This window comes from Halobacillus alkaliphilus (genome assembly GCF_900113125.1).
Lineage (GTDB): Bacteria > Bacillota > Bacilli > Bacillales > Halobacillaceae > Halobacillus > Halobacillus alkaliphilus.
On record NZ_FOOG01000005.1, the window covers coordinates 23,182 to 38,193 of the forward strand.

The 15,012-nt window shown below is 42.1% G+C and carries 17 protein-coding genes; 16 read left to right on the forward strand and 1 reads right to left on the reverse strand.

Annotated elements, in window-relative coordinates:
• Window positions 1-9: 9 nt before the first annotated feature.
• The 16 genes from BMZ06_RS04580 (at window position 10) to BMZ06_RS04655 (ending at window position 13,885) form a co-directional block, all read left to right on the forward strand.
• Window positions 10-774 (forward strand): GvpL/GvpF family gas vesicle protein, encoded by a 765-nt coding sequence (locus tag BMZ06_RS04580; RefSeq protein ID WP_089750587.1) that lies wholly within the window; start codon window positions 10-12, stop codon window positions 772-774.
• Window positions 771-1,025: a gas vesicle protein GvpG gene (locus BMZ06_RS04585; RefSeq protein ID WP_089750589.1), complete on the forward strand. Its 255-nt coding sequence runs from the start codon at window positions 771-773 to the stop codon at window positions 1,023-1,025. The genes BMZ06_RS04580 and BMZ06_RS04585 overlap by 4 nt, the downstream gene beginning before the upstream one ends.
• Window positions 1,026-1,043: 18 nt before the next feature.
• On the forward strand, window positions 1,044-1,856 hold the full coding sequence (locus tag BMZ06_RS04590; protein ID WP_089750591.1) for a GvpL/GvpF family gas vesicle protein: 813 nt from the start codon (window positions 1,044-1,046) through the stop codon (window positions 1,854-1,856).
• A gap of 3 nt (window positions 1,857-1,859) precedes the next feature.
• Window positions 1,860-2,120 carry a gas vesicle protein gene (locus tag BMZ06_RS04595; protein ID WP_014644361.1) on the forward strand — a complete coding sequence of 87 codons (261 nt, stop codon included), beginning with the start codon at window positions 1,860-1,862 and terminating at the stop codon, window positions 2,118-2,120.
• Entirely contained in the window at window positions 2,101-2,400 is a 300-nt protein-coding gene (locus BMZ06_RS04600; RefSeq protein WP_014644360.1) for a gas vesicle protein K, read from the forward strand. Before BMZ06_RS04595 ends, BMZ06_RS04600 begins: the two co-directional genes overlap by 20 nt.
• An 18-nt stretch (window positions 2,401-2,418) precedes the next feature.
• Window positions 2,419-2,733 carry a gas vesicle protein gene (locus tag BMZ06_RS04605; RefSeq protein ID WP_089750593.1) on the forward strand — a complete coding sequence of 105 codons (315 nt, stop codon included), beginning with the start codon at window positions 2,419-2,421 and terminating at the stop codon, window positions 2,731-2,733.
• Between the two features lie 21 nt (window positions 2,734-2,754).
• Window positions 2,755-3,969 carry a hypothetical protein gene (locus tag BMZ06_RS04610; protein WP_089750595.1) on the forward strand — a complete coding sequence of 405 codons (1,215 nt, stop codon included), beginning with the start codon at window positions 2,755-2,757 and terminating at the stop codon, window positions 3,967-3,969.
• A gap of 30 nt (window positions 3,970-3,999) precedes the next feature.
• On the forward strand, window positions 4,000-4,365 hold the full coding sequence (gene gvpU, locus BMZ06_RS04615) for a gas vesicle accessory protein GvpU (RefSeq protein WP_089750596.1): 366 nt from the start codon (window positions 4,000-4,002) through the stop codon (window positions 4,363-4,365).
• A 261-nt stretch (window positions 4,366-4,626) separates the two neighbouring features.
• Window positions 4,627-6,363 carry a carbon starvation CstA family protein gene (locus tag BMZ06_RS04620; RefSeq protein WP_089750598.1) on the forward strand — a complete coding sequence of 579 codons (1,737 nt, stop codon included), beginning with the start codon at window positions 4,627-4,629 and terminating at the stop codon, window positions 6,361-6,363.
• 821 nt (window positions 6,364-7,184) lie between these two features.
• On the forward strand, window positions 7,185-7,568 hold the full coding sequence (locus tag BMZ06_RS04625; protein WP_089750599.1) for a hypothetical protein: 384 nt from the start codon (window positions 7,185-7,187) through the stop codon (window positions 7,566-7,568).
• 3 nt (window positions 7,569-7,571) lie between these two features.
• Window positions 7,572-7,835 carry a cory-CC-star protein gene (locus BMZ06_RS04630; RefSeq protein ID WP_014644354.1) on the forward strand — a complete coding sequence of 88 codons (264 nt, stop codon included), beginning with the start codon at window positions 7,572-7,574 and terminating at the stop codon, window positions 7,833-7,835.
• A 25-nt stretch (window positions 7,836-7,860) separates the two neighbouring features.
• Window positions 7,861-8,808, forward strand: coding sequence for an ArsA family ATPase (locus BMZ06_RS04635; RefSeq protein ID WP_089750601.1), 948 nt, complete (start codon window positions 7,861-7,863; stop codon window positions 8,806-8,808).
• Between the two features lie 146 nt (window positions 8,809-8,954).
• Complete coding sequence (locus BMZ06_RS04640) at window positions 8,955-9,713, forward strand: PRC-barrel domain-containing protein (protein WP_089750603.1); 759 nt, start codon at window positions 8,955-8,957, stop codon at window positions 9,711-9,713.
• 284 nt (window positions 9,714-9,997) lie between these two features.
• The gene (locus BMZ06_RS04645) at window positions 9,998-10,915 is read left to right on the forward strand and encodes a proline dehydrogenase family protein (RefSeq protein ID WP_089750605.1); all 918 of its coding nucleotides are present in this window, start codon (window positions 9,998-10,000) and stop codon (window positions 10,913-10,915) included.
• Window positions 10,916-10,946: 31 nt separating this feature from the next.
• Complete coding sequence (pruA, locus tag BMZ06_RS04650) at window positions 10,947-12,494, forward strand: L-glutamate gamma-semialdehyde dehydrogenase (protein WP_089750608.1); 1,548 nt, start codon at window positions 10,947-10,949, stop codon at window positions 12,492-12,494.
• A gap of 128 nt (window positions 12,495-12,622) precedes the next feature.
• Entirely contained in the window at window positions 12,623-13,885 is a 1,263-nt protein-coding gene (locus BMZ06_RS04655) for a PucR family transcriptional regulator (protein WP_089750609.1), read from the forward strand.
• A 127-nt stretch (window positions 13,886-14,012) separates the two neighbouring features.
• On the opposite strand, the gene BMZ06_RS04660 is transcribed toward BMZ06_RS04655, so the two are convergent.
• On the reverse strand, window positions 14,013-14,903 hold the full coding sequence (locus tag BMZ06_RS04660) for a fructose bisphosphate aldolase (RefSeq protein WP_089750611.1): 891 nt from the start codon (window positions 14,901-14,903) through the stop codon (window positions 14,013-14,015).
• Window positions 14,904-15,012 lie beyond the last annotated feature (109 nt).

Below are 15,012 nucleotides of genomic sequence, written 5' to 3' on the forward strand. Positions count from 1 at the left end.
GTAGAAGATATGGCTGAAGAATTAGGTATTTATGTATTTTGCTGCATTCAAACAAATGAGGAAAAAAATTTTGGCACCATTGAGTTTGAAGGTGAAGAGCGTTCTATTTTTACCATCCATTATAAAGATGCTGCGATGGTAGCCACTGAAGCACCGGTGAAAATTTACACTCCGAAAAAAGATCATCTAATGACTCACCAAAATGTTATTTCCCGGGTGATGGAAAGTGAGCCCTCTGTGGTACCAATTAGTTTCGGGAACGTATTCCAAACCCGGGAAGACACAGAAGTCCTTCTCGAAAATTTATATCCTCAGCTAGCCCGCCTATTTCCGGAAGTTGAAAACAAAATCGAAATCGGGCTTAAAGTGGTGGGCAAAAAAGAATGGCTCGAAAACGAAGTTAACAAGAATAATAAAGTAATGAAGCAAAAAGAAACCGTCTCTAGAAAGTCAGAAGACGCTGGATATTTTGACCGGATTAAACTCGGTGAAATGGCTCAGGATTTCTTTAACAATTTGAAAGCAGAAATCGAAAAAGATATTCATACACCGCTTGTAAGGTTGTCTGAATCCTCGAAATCCAATGATACGGTTGGGGAAAAAATGTTGTTAAATGGAGCTTACTTGATTGATCGTGACAACGAACAGGCATTTGACGAAAAAGTGAATGAGCTTCATGAACGCTGGAAAGACCGGGTGGAATTTAAATATACAGGGCCATGGCCTGCTTATAATTTCATCAATATCAAACTGAAGGTGGAGGAAACCACATGATTCATAAACTATTCACTTCCCCGATTGATTTAATTGTGAAAGTCGGTGAGCACGTTAAGGAAGAAGTGGATAAAGAGTTGTATGATTTAGAGCATATTCAGAAAAAGCTCGTTAACCTTCAAATGATGTATGAGCTGGATGAAATTTCTGAAGAAGTGTATGAATCTCAGGAAGAGGAACTGCTCGAACGGTATGAAATAGCTAAGAAAATGGAGCTTGAGCAATGGGAAGAAATGACGAAACGGAAGTAGGATTGGAGAGTATTTATAATGAGCGAGCTAATTTATTTATACGGCATAGTTCCTGTTCAAGAAGATAGGCAATCCTTATCTGACTTGGATGGGATCGACGGAGAACATGCTCTTCATACGATCAATTTTGATAACTGTGCGGCAGTAGTGTGCCATGTGGATGAGAAAGATTATGGAGAGAAAGTCCTTGAGGACAAAACCAAGGATATGGAATGGGTGAAAGATAAAGCTTTCCATCACCATGAGACATTAATTAAACTGCGAGAGCGAACGACCATTATTCCAATGAAATTTTGTACGATTTATCAAAGTGAAAATAGTCTGGAAAACATGGTGAGTACTCACGCAGATGACTGGGTTCAACTGCTTGAAAATCTTAAAGACAAAGAAGAATGGAACTTGAAAATTTATTGTGACCGGCCTTCCTTAAGAGAGAAAGTAGCCGAGCATGATTTAACGATAAAAGAGAAAAAAGAAGAAATTGAAGGTATGTCTAAGGGGAAACAGTATTTGCAGCGTAAAAAGCTGGACCAGCTGGTGGATGAACAAGTTGAAAAAGAACTAAATTCTTTTTCTAAAAGCTTTCACGACAAATTGAATACTTATTGTGATCAGGATTTAGTGAAAAAGACTTGGAACAAAGATGTAACAGGTAAAGATGAAGAAATGTGCTGGAACGCCGCTTTTCTGCTCCCATTAGACCAGGTGGAAGGCTTTTTAGAAGAAGTAACTACAGCTAACAGTGAGCATCAGCACGCCGGCTGGAAATTCGAAGTGACCGGACCATGGCCTGCCTATCATTTTGTCAATCTCTCAAAAAGCGAGGTCTAAGTGATGAGTGAAAGAGAACAATACGAAAATAAAGATATTTCTCTGATTGATATCCTGGATACCGTTTTGGATAAAGGAGTAGCCATTAAAGGAGACCTTGTCATTTCCATTGCCGGGATTGATCTCGTCTATCTGGATTTACGAGTATTGATTTCAGCCGTAGAAACTTTAGTGCAATCGAACCAGCAAGGAGCAAAATCCATTTCCTCTGAACGTATGGATGAAGAAAAGGAGGCACTCGAATATGTCACAGAGCGATCTTGAGCATCAGCCAGTGAAAAGTGGACGGATTGAATTAGATCCAGAAGGGGCAGAACAAGGTCTCGCCCAGCTGGTTTTAACAGTGATAGAATTACTCCGCCAGCTTGTGGAACGCCATGCTATAAGGAGAGTGGATGGCGGCACCTTAACCGAAGAAGAAATTGAGAAGTTAGGGGTAGCCCTTATGAATCTGGAAGTGAAAATGGATGAGCTTAAAGATATTTTTGAATTAGAAGATGAGGATTTGAACATCGATCTGGGTCCATTAGGAAACTTATTGTAATAAAAGGAGGTTCAACACATGGCTATCGAACAGTCCACACAGTCTAATAGTATCGTAGATGTACTGGAAACGGTATTAGATAAAGGTGTTGTAATTGCAGGTGATATCAGGGTCGGTATAGCAGATGTTGAACTATTGACCATCAAAATCCGCCTGATTGTCGCTTCTGTAGATAAAGCAAAAGAAATTGGTATGGACTGGTGGGAAACAGATCCATTCCTAAGCTCCAAAGCCGCTGAGCAGAACACTAAGGAATTAGAAAAAGAAAACGAACAGCTTTCCAAGCGTTTAGAACAATTGGAAAAAAACATGAGCCAAAACACTCGATATTAAGTAAAAAAAGGAGGACCAATCATGAGTGATAAAAAAACTAGTCTACACACTGAAGATGACCGTGCAAAGAAGTCAAAATTTGACGTAAATAGTACAACTTCAAGAGCGGTTATTGGAAGTGCCATAGGTTTGGCAGCTGGGTTAATGACAACTGCTAAGAAATTGAAATCCTCTGATGATGAGAATACGTCTCAGAAGGAAAATAATAATTCTACTGAAAATCAGAATAGCAACTCTGAACCAGAAAACCAGCACACGAATGATCAAGAAGAAGGCAGTAGAAGTAAACGAGCGGTTTTGAAAGAAAATGTAAGTAAAGCCGGGTCAAAAGTCAGTAAAGTTGGTACTGTAGCAGGTTCTAAACTTAGCGAAGCTGGCAGCAAAGTAGGAGAAGCAACTTCAAGTGCTGGAACTAAAGTGAGTGAAGCAGGCTCAAAGGCGGGTTCTGGCTTTAAGAGTTTTAAAGACAAAACGAAAGAAAGAACCAGCAGTGTAGCCAGCAGATTCAGAAGATCTGAAAGCGATAATGCTAGTGGAAGCTCTAAAACGACCTTAATCAATACGAATCCTATTGAGAATCAACAGCAATCCAGTGATTCTTCCGAGGAAAACAGTCAGCAAAATCAACCAAGCAACTCTTCCGAGGAACGCCAACAGCAGCCGAGTGGAAGCTCTGAAGCGTCCAACCAGCAATCAGGTAATTCTCAAGGAAGCGGGCAGCAGAATCAACAAGAAGATTCCGCACCTTCTAATAACGAGCAGCAATCAAGCAACTCTTCCGAGGAACGCCAACAGCAGCCGAGTGGAAGCTCTGAAGCATCCAACCAGCAATCAGGTAATTCTCAAGGAAACGGGCAGCAGAATCAACAAGAAAATTCCGCATCGTCTAATAATGACCAGCAGACAAGCAATTCTTCTGAGGAACGTCAACAGCAGGAAAAAAACACATCAGAAGAAAATAACCAGCAAGGAAGCGAGTCTTCAGGAATTAAGCAGTTTGAGCCAGACAATAATTCATCAGAACAGAGTCAACAGCCAAGTAATTCCGGAGAAAGCAAGCAGCAAGAAGAAAATTCTTCTGCCGATGAACAGCAGTCCTCAACCACTCAAGAGAAAATTGCAAACTCTTCACATGAAGAAGTAGCAGCATCCAAAGAACAGGATAATGAAAACAAAGATTCTCAAAGTAAAAAGCATAAAACGTCACTATCAAGCAATGATGATACTACTAACTAAAAGTAGTAATTATAGAAGGGAGAAGATAATATGGACGATTTACTCATGACTTATGTGAAAGCTGCTAATCAACACGGTTTTTCCCTGGATATCACTTTGAACATTAATGGTGCTTTGGTAACTGGGACAACGGTATCAGCGCAGAAATATCTAGATTCCGCCAGTCAATCTTTTGAAGGGGGAAATGATGTTTCAAAACAAATCAGCGAAAAGCTGTCCGAGGCCAGCCAAAATGCTGAGGATCAAAATCAAGAAGACGTAAGCTATATTCATCTGAAAAATGCTCAAGTATATAACGGGGATTCAAGCCCTACTCCCGCCGAAGGTCAATTCTTCTGGCGCGGAAGAATGGATCAAGTTGACGGCTTCTTCCTGGGCCGTATTGCATCCGAATAGTTTTGTAATTATAAGCTTACAGGCTCTTATTCAAATTGAGTCTGTAAGCTTTTTGTATAGGTTCTTCTGCTTATTAACACTAAAGGTCGTCATTCATATCTGCTTAACTTTCTAGTCCTCCTTACAAATATCACAATCGACAATACCTCCTACATTAGGCTGAATTTTTTGATAAATCAGTCAATAGCGTTGATGAATAGGAAAAAATTGTAGTATAATATCATAAGTATGGAAGCGCATACATAATGAAGGAGGGGTATTGTGAGTGGTATTTGGCTTGCGGTAGTTGGAGGTATTGTTTTTATTCTCGGCTACAGATATTATTCGAAATTCATTGCTGAGAAAATTTATAAGCTGGATCCGAACTATGTAACACCCGCCCATCAATATAAGGATGGGGTCGATTTTGTCCCGACTAATAAGTTTGTACTATGGGGGCATCATTTTACGTCTGTTGCTGGAGCTGCGCCAATTGTTGGTCCCGCTATTGCCGTGTATTGGGGCTGGCTGCCGGCGGTACTGTGGGTGCTACTTGGTACCGTTTTTGCAGCGGGAGTCCACGATTTTGGTACGTTAGTATTATCGGTTAGGAATAAGGGACAATCAGTGGGGACCCTGGCGAGCAAGCTGATCGGTCAAAAAGCGAAAGTGCTGTTTTTATTCATAATTCTATTATTAGTACTGATGGTCAATGCTGTGTTTGCCTGGGTTATTGCCAACTTGTTCATTTCATTCCCAGCAAGTGTAGTGTCTGTGTTTATTCAAATTCCTCTGGCGATTTGGATTGGATACAGCGTGTACAAGAAAAAAGGGAATATGCTGCTTCCTTCCATCGTAGCACTGGCTGTTATGTATTTGGCAGCAATTGTAGCTAGCTACGTTGATGTTTTGCAAATTGACTTAGTAAAATATTTCGGGGGCGAAGGAGCATCCTCTGCCTTTGGACTTAGTGCCACATCCATGGCATTTTTCGTGTGGATTGTGGTGTTGATGGTTTATGTATATATCGCTTCTACTCTTCCTGTATGGAAGCTACTTCAGCCTCGTGATTACATTAACTCTCACCAGCTGATCGTCGGGCTTGGATTATTGTATTTAGGTTTACTTTTCACCAATCCGGAAATCACGGCTCCCGTGACGAATTCTACAGCAGATACGTCATGGTTCCCGCTTTTATTCATTACGATTGCATGCGGAGCGATTTCTGGTTTCCACGGGCTGGTATCATCGGGAACGTCTTCCAAACAGCTGAACAATGAAATGGACGCCAGATTTGTAGGCTATTTAGGTTCTGTAGGGGAAGGGGCGCTCGCATTAGTTGCGATTATTGCAGTAGTTACTTTCTTCCCTACAGCAGGAGAATTCACAGCAACTTACAGCAGTTTTACAGCTGCAAGCAGTGCAGGTCTTGGGGTGTTTATCCAGGGAGCCGGACAGCTCGCATCAGGACTGGGGATTCCCGTAGCTGTTGCTTCAACGATTGTTTCCGTTATTGTAGTGAGTTTTGCCGCAACTACGCTGGACTCGTCTGTCAGATTAATGCGTTATATCATCGCAGAACTTGGGACCGAGTATAAAGTCACTCCCCTTACGAAAATGCATGTAGCTACTACCGTTGCGGTAGTTTCCAGTGCGGCCTTGACTTTGATTCCTCAGGGACCTAAAGGATTTGGTTCTGGCGGTTATCTGTTATGGCCTTTGTTTGGTACTTCCAACCAATTGCTTGCCGGCATCAGTTTATTACTTGTTTCTATCTGGCTGAAACGACTGGGACGAAGCTACTGGCCAACCCTGATTCCGATGGTTTTCCTTATGTTCATGACTTTATGGGCGATGATTACCCAGGTACTTGGAGAATGGGCGCCTTGGGCAGGAGGCAGTGACTGGATGTTATTTACTTTTGGAGCCATCATTCTTATCTTCACTTTCTGGATTCTATTAACAGCTGCATCAGCTATATTTAAGAGTGACCGCGACTCTGTACAAAAGAGTGCGTAAAAATAAGAGTCGCACGTACCAGCGTGCGGCTTTCCTATTTTCATCTTTAATGGAGACCGTGTAGAAAAAGCTTGTATAGATTTTTCAAAAGAGTCTTCTTAAACAAAAGGGCCGGAGAGTTGAAGACTCGATTTCGAGGTATTGGGTAGAGAAAGGGGCTTCAGGGAACGTCTTGCTTTCCGCGGGCATGTGCTGAGCTTCCTCGGGCTTAGCAGCCCTGCGGGATCTCACCGATCATGTTCATCCCGCAGGAGTCTTCGCCGTTCCCTTCCGCCCCATTGCGATCATGGAGAGCTCGAAATTCTCTCCATAAACACCTTCCAATGAACAAGGATAATCTATGATTAAACCCTGGTTTTTACGTGTATTTAAGTGTAGGAACCCTGTACTATAAGCATTCGAGGCAGATGCAGTATGACTCCTTTCTCCTATAGCAGGGTCCGTTCACAAGAAATCGCTGGGTTGGTGGGGAAATGGCAAGACTCCCTGGTTAAAAGCGGAAGCACCTTGGTCAGCGGCGTATGGACTGAGCTGCGGAAATAAAGGAAACACGAAGAGCGAAGCGATTCGATGTTGACTTATCGTACAGAAATGAGGGAAGTCTCAATAGGTGCTGGAGCTGGATAGCACTTATCGTCGTTTATGTCCTGATTTACGCTTATGACTTATGAGCGTGTAAGAACGAGACGAGTTATTTCCCCACCAACCCTTATCCATCTAACGTAAAGGACCCATTTATCTCGAAACTGAGTCTTCAACAAATGTGACCTTTACTGGGAAACTAACAAGGAATTTAGAGGGAATAAAAGGAGGATTCAATAATGGTGGAAGTCATGATCATTCGTCCAGAGCAGGAGGTCGGGATGGGGTGCTGCGGCGGAATTTGCAGCGACCGTGATGGATTGATTCATATGCAGGATGAATTCAAACATCATGAAGAAGACAGGGAAGCCTTAGGAAGACTATATCAGGAAACAGAACGGGAATACGGAGACCTAGTGCAGATTACATTCCTTGACCCTAGAAATATGCTGGCAATTTCCCTCTATTTTCTAAAACAAGTGAAGGAACGGCATCTCTCTTTTGTAAAAGCCGGGAAGTATATTCTATTCCAAATGAAATACAATGCTATTTTTATAAATGGAAAGCTCGTTGAAAACCATGAAGCCTATAAGCGCGAGCTTCAAGCTGAAACAGGAGGGTAATGAATGGACAAAAAATTTTCATTGAAGAATCTTATTGAGTGGTACGATGAAGTGCTCAGTCTCCCTCACAAGCAGGAAATTGCCAGAGAACTGAGAGATGAAGATGACTTATTTATGCTGCTAGTCTATTCAGACATGCTCGGCATCCCGAACCCTGCTTTTTATTATACGTTGGAACTGTACCCTTACATTATCGAAAAATTCCATGACTGGCATTTGCGGATGGGCATGGAGAAATCACCGCTCGATGGAATCCGCTGCTGCTGACAAAGAAAAGAAGGAGAGATATTCTATGAATCACTTACAGGGGAATAAGATCGTATTTGTTGGTGGAAAAGGAGGTGTCGGTAAATCGACATCCTCCGCTGCAATGGCAGCAGCATTTGCCAGAGAAGGGTATCAAACGCTGGTTGTTTCCACAGACCCTGCGCATAATCTCGGGGATATATTCCATGAAAAGCTGGAGCATGAGAAAACAAAACTTGACGCCAATCTGTGGGGAATGGAAGTGGATGCGGAACAGGAATCAAAGCGCTACATTCAGGAAGTAAAAGAAAACCTAGAAGGACTGGTGAAATCCAAAATGGTGGAGGAAGTGCACCGGCAGATCGACATGGCCAGTGCTTCGCCGGGAGCGGATGAAGCGGCCTTGTTCGACCGGCTGATCTCTATCATTCTAGATGAAGCACCGAACTTTGATAAAATCGTGTTTGATACAGCCCCTACCGGCCACACAGTGCGGCTGCTCTCCTTACCTGAGCTGATGTCGGTCTGGATTGACGGAATGCTTGAGCGCCGTCGAAAAACAAACGAGAACTATACGGAGCTGCTCAATGACGGAGAACCTGTAGAAGATCCGATATTTACTATTTTACAAAAACGAAAAGAGAAATTTGCAGCTGTCCGCGAAATTATTCTTGATGAAAAGCAAACGGGCTTTATTTTTGTTCTCATTCCGGAGCGGCTGCCTATACTAGAGACAAAACAGGCGATCAAACAGCTTGCCCAGCATGACCTTCCCATTCGGACACTAATTATAAATAAAGTACTTCCCTCACACGCTGATGGCACGTTCTTAGAGCGGAGAAGACGACAGGAACAGACCTACCTTAAACAAATCAAAGAAAGTTTCTCAGCGCAGGAATTAGTAGAAGTCCCTTTATTCGAAGAAGATGTATCGGATATGGACAAGCTTATGGCGTTTGCCGATCATTTACGAAAAGCTGTCGTTGGAAGCTGAGATCGTTTATTTCAAAGACCCTGAAAGGTATAAAAACCTTCCAGGGTTATTTTAATATAACAAAAACTACTATTTTCCCGTTTAATCCTTAAAGGGGAGTGGGAATTGTCTAGTAATAAACAAATTCTATGAAGAGGTGAAAGACTATGTTTTTGAATGCTACTAGTTTAGAGAAGTTAACTCTCGTAGCTCAAGATGGTGAAATGGGAAAAATCAAAGATTTATATTTTGATGATGAGAATTATACGATTCGTTATTTAACCATTGCATCCGAGAAATGGTTCCCAGATCAAATTATTTACTTATCCCCTTCAGCGATCAGCCGAATTGATTTTGAAAAGAAAGTTATTGAAGTCAACCACACTCGTGAAGACTTACGGGAAGGAGCCGGCTTACGTAATGAGAAAGAAATGGACCCCGAAAAAGAAGCTGAGTTTGCTGACCGTTTCAACTGGAGTCAATACTGGGCTGGTGAAAGCGTCTGGGGCGAACAGGATACACCGCTCAACTCCGCTTCAGAAGCAGCGAGCCAGCAGACAGCCGTCAGTGCTCCAGATCGATCTAATCATTTAAGAAGTGTCAACCATATGAAAGGGGTCTTCAGTCACGCGGATGTATTTGCTGAAGATGAACACGCCGGTTATATCACAGATATTCTTATTGAAGAAGAATCATGGACTATCCGTTATTTTATAGTTAATACGGGCAGCTGGTCCACCCATCCGTTGACGCTAATATCTCCAGATTGGATTAAGGAAGCCAATTGGAGCGAAGATGAAATTCACATTTCCTTAACCCTTGAAGGAATTGAAAAAGGACCGATGTATCAAAAAAATAAATCGGTTACCCGGGGATTTGAAGAAGAGCTGTATCATAGCTACGGGAAACCTGCCTATTGGAAATAAAAGAAAAGAGTGGAAATGGTTTGATCCTTTATTGAAGTGGGAACACCTGCTAGTACGCTCGATATATTGAAATAATAGTTAGCTAGAGTTGCTTAAATTAGCTAAAACAGTTTCGTTATTGTGGGGTTACCATAAAACAAGGTGGTAAAGATTGTGGTTGGAGCACGTTGAAGCTCCAACCCATTAATCGTTATAATTTTCTTAACAGATGAAATTGTTTGAATTCCATCGAAATTAAAACTCCAAATAAACAAGAAATAGAGGATTGAAGGAGTGTGGTGGTCTTGGAAGCCATAAGTAAGAACTTTTTCTTGTACCTGTCAAACAACAAGGTATTAGACCGCTTAGCAAAACGATATGGATCCAGGTTTGGGGCTGACAAGATTGTAGGCGGAGAGGAATTCTCCCAGGCAATTCCATTGATTGAGCAACTTAACGAGGAAGGTTTGGAAGTGACAGTGGACCACCTTGGTGAGTTCGTCAATTCCGAATCAGAAGCGAAAGAGCGGAAGCAGGAATGCATCGAAACGATCCAGTCCATTGCTCGTAATCAATTGAACTCTGAAGTTTCCTTGAAATTAACCTCACTCGGAATGGATATCAGTGAGCAGCTTGTAAAGGAAAATATGGAGGAAATCTTGGAAGAAGCCAAGAAATACGATGTAACGGTAACGATTGATATGGAAGACTCTTCGAGGTGCCAGGCCACCCTTGATATGTACAAAACCTTGAAGGCGAAATATGACAATCTCGGAACCGTGCTTCAATCGTACCTCTATTCTACAGAGGAAGATTTAAAGGAACTTCTGCCTTATGATCCTTACTTGCGCCTCGTGAAGGGAGCATACAAGGAATCAGGGAAAGTGGCTTTCACGGAGAAGCAATCAGTGGATGAGAATTTAAAACGACTGATTAAAACGAATCTGTTGAATGGCCACTACACAGCTGTCGGCAGTCATGATGATGCTATCATCGACTATACGAAGAAATTAGCTGAAGAACACGGAATCTCAAGAGATCAATTTGAGTTTCAAATGCTCTACGGCATGAGAAACCAAATGCAGAAAGACTTGAAAGATGAAGGATACACCGTACGCGTCTATCTTCCTTATGGAGAAGACTGGTATGGATACTTTATGAGGCGCTTAGCAGAAAGGCCAGCCAACATAGCCTTTGCTATAAAAGGAATCTTTAGTAAATAATTTAATTTAATTCTTGAAGGGAGTTTTTATCATGGTCACACCATACAAACACGAACCATTCACAGATTTTTCAAAAGAGGAAAATGTAAAAGCATTTGAAGAGGCACTAAAACAAGTAAAAGAAGAACTAGGTCAAAAACATGACTTATTAGTAGATGGGGAGCGCATTCGTACGGATGCGCAAATCGAATCCACTAACCCAGCTAATACAAAGCAGCTTGTAGGCTCTGTTTCCAAAGCTAACCAGGACATTGCTGAAAAAGCAGTTCAGTCTGCATCAGAGGCTTTTGAAAGCTGGAGAAAATGGTCTGAGCGCGCACGTGCTGAGTTACTATTCCGTGCAGCGAGCATTATTCGCCGCCGTAAGCATGAATTCTCTGCATACTTAGTTTACGAAGTAGGTAAACCTTGGAAAGAAGCGGATGCTGATACTGCTGAAGCGATTGATTTCCTTGAATATTACGGTCGTCAAATGATCGAATTAAAAGATGGTAAACCTGTAGAAAGCCGTCCAGGCGAGCAAAACCGTTATATTTACACTTCTACTGGTGTAGCTGTTGTAATTCCACCATGGAACCTTGCCTTTGCTATTATGGCAGGTACTACAGTAGCTCCTCTTGTAACAGGAAGCACAGTAGTCATGAAGCCAGCAAGTAACAGCCCGGTTATTGCTGCTAAATTCGTAGAAGTACTGGAAGAAGCCGGTCTTCCAAAAGGCGTATTAAACTATGTACCAGGAAGCGGTAAAGATGTAGGTGACTATCTTGTCGATCACCCGAAAACCGCATTAATCTCCTTCACAGGTTCCCGTGATGTAGGTACACGTATTATCAAGCGTGCAGCCGAGCTTCAAGCTGGTCAGAACCACTTGAAACAAGTTATCGCTGAAATGGGCGGTAAAGATACCGTAGTCGTCGATAACCAGGCGAACCTTGAAACGGCAGCAGATGCCATTATTACGTCTGCGTTCGGTTTCTCCGGACAGAAATGTTCATCCGGTTCCCGTGCTGTAGTCCATCAAGACGTTTACGACGAACTGCTTGATATGGTTGTAAAACGCACGAAAGAATTAACAGTAGGAAATGCCTCTGAAGGCAATGTGTATATGGGACCTGTCGTGGATCAGTCTGCTTATGATAAAATCATGGGCTATATGGAAGTAGGTAAAGAAGAAGGTCGCTTAATGACCGGCGGTAAAGGCGATGATTCTAAAGGTTACTTCATCGATCCTACTGTATTCGCTGATCTTGCACCTAATTCCCGCATGCAGCAGGAAGAAATCTTTGGCCCAGTAGTCTGCTTCACAAAAGCAGCGGACTTCGATGAAGCGATCGATATTGCTAACAACACCGAATATGGTTTGACAGGCGCGGTTATTTCTGACAACCGTCAACACTTGGAAAAAGCAAAAGAAGATTTCCACGTTGGTAACCTGTATTTCAACCGTAATTGCACAGGCGCAATTGTCGGCTACCAGCCATTCGGCGGCTTCAAAATGTCCGGTACGGACTCTAAAGCCGGCGGCCCAGATTACTTGGCTCTTCACATGCAAGCGAAAACCATTTCAGAAAAATTCTAAGATGAATGAGTATAAAGCTCTCCCGTTTTCGGGGGAGCTTTTTTCTTTTGCTTTTGATTTCTTGAAGATATCGCTATAATGGAGAATAAACAAGTGCAACCATTCTACTTGGAAAGGTAAGGATTCAGATGGAAATTAACGAGTTAATTCTTCAAGTAGAGGATATCCATAAAGCAACTGAGCTGATCAGTTCCAAACTGCGCAAGCCCGTCATTATTGAAAATAAAAACTTTGAATTGATTTCTTACAGCTCTTCTATTGAGGAATTCGATCTAACCCAGCAAAAGACAATTCTCTCAAAGAAATGCCCCCTCTTCATTATTGATCGTTTAAAAAAAGAGGGAATCGTGCAAAGGCTCGAGAAACGTCAGGATCCGATCCGGATTCAACCGATTGAGGAACTGGGTTTTCATCAGCGCATCGTTATATCTGCTAAGCATTTAGGATACACAATGGGGTACATTTGGGTGCAGGAGTCCGATGAACTGCTCACCACTGAAGAACTGACATTTTTGGAAGAGGTAACGCCTCATCTTGGCAAATTAATCTATGATGTTTATGAACGGATGAATGCTAAGGAAGGAAGGAGAGAGGATCTCCTCTGGAAACTTCTTCACCATGAATACGACAGTGAAAGCCAGTTTCGTCATGACGCCACTCTCGCTAAACTCACCATCCCGGATCGTTTTTCTGTCGTCGTTTTTTCAGTTACTGCTCCACGGTATAAGTACATGCTGGATTATCTGCAAAAAGCTATTCAGGACTTTTCCTTAAGAAAAAGTGTTCATTTTCTTAAGACCGAATTCCAGATGATTCTTGTCGTTCACGGTGTTCAACAGGAAGAATTCTCCTCACGCAACCTGGCGAGGTTCTTGATTGATGAGATCAAAGAGCATAGTGAGGAAGATGAATTTTACAACTTCCTAATTGGGGTAGGGAAAGAATATACCACCCTCGCTAACATGCGGAAGAGTTTTCTGGAGGCCCTTGAGGTAATCGAGATTGCGAACTTTATTACCCCTCGTCCAGAAACGATGCCCAGAGAGTTTTCCAAACTTGGTATCTACCGCTATCTAGCGGCTTTATATGAAAAAAACAGCTCTGAAGATTACTACAGCGATGATTTGTTGACCCTGATCCAGAACGATAAAGAGAAACAAACGGATCTTCTTCGTACGCTAGAGGTCTATCTTGCGAACAATGGAAAAGGAAAGCAGACCGCTAACGAGTTATTCATCCATCCGAATACCCTTAACTACAGGATTAAACAAATTCAAGAGCTGACCAATATTGATTTTAACGATTTTAATGTAAAAACCTATTTGTACACAGAGCTTTTGTTGCTCAATAATGTGGAAGCGTATTATCAGCGCTACAAAGAAGCGCTATAATCTAAAATATTCATGCTCGTATAAGGGAACCATCATTGCCTAAAAGCAATGATGGTATTTTTACTTGTGGTAAACGTAAAAAAGTGCCGGGTTTACGTAAAAGTAAACCCGACACTTTCAATGTGCTTTATTTCTTATTAACAGAAGCGTCATGAATAGAATCTACAGCACCTTTCAGTGATGCATCAAATTCTTCTTCAGACTGATTGGCATTTAAATCAGCGATAAGCGCTCTGGAGAAACTTGCAATAAGACCATGATTTTCTTTCAATTTTTCATTCGCTTCATCGCGGGAATAACCGCCTGACAGAGCGACGACACGAAGTACACGTGGGTGGTCAATCAATTCTTTGTATGTGTTTGCTTTCGTTGGAATGGAAAGCTTCAGCATAACATTTTGATCTTCACGCAATTCATTCAACTGTTTAAGGATCTCATCTTTTAAGATTTCTTCGGATTTTTCTTTATCCTCACTGTGAATGTTAACTTCTGGTTCGATGATAGGGACTAAATCATAGTCAAGAATCTGTTTGCCGATTTCGAATTGCTGCTCCACGACAGCTTTGATACCGATTGTATTCGGTTCGTGGATGACAGAACGCATTTTTGTACCGAAAATATTGCGTTCATTAGCACGGCTCAGTGTATCATCCAAATCATGAATAGGCTTCATGAGTTGAACGCCAGTTTCCTGATCGGCCAGTCCTTTATCTACTTTTAAGAAAGGTACGATCCCTTTGTCGGACAGGTAATCGGCCGTGTATTTGCCTTCAATTTCGCGGTCCATCGTTTGTTCGAATAGAATGACCCCTAGAATTTGATCGGAATTGAAGGAAGGTGAAGTAATAAGTCTGGTACGCATCTGGTGAACCAGATCGAACATTTCGTCCTCATTTGAATAAGAATCTTCCGGTACACCGTAATCTGCTAATGCCTTTGGCGTACTGCCTCCGCTCTGGTCAAGCGCAGCAATGAAACCTTCCCCGTTCTTAATCTTGTCAAAATGACTGTTGTTCATGTTATCCACTCCTTTTCTAATTCTAGTTTCTCAAAATGACTTCCTTATACAGTCTTCCCATTATTACAGGTAACCTAACACCAAATGTGGTTCGGGAAGAAGAAATGTC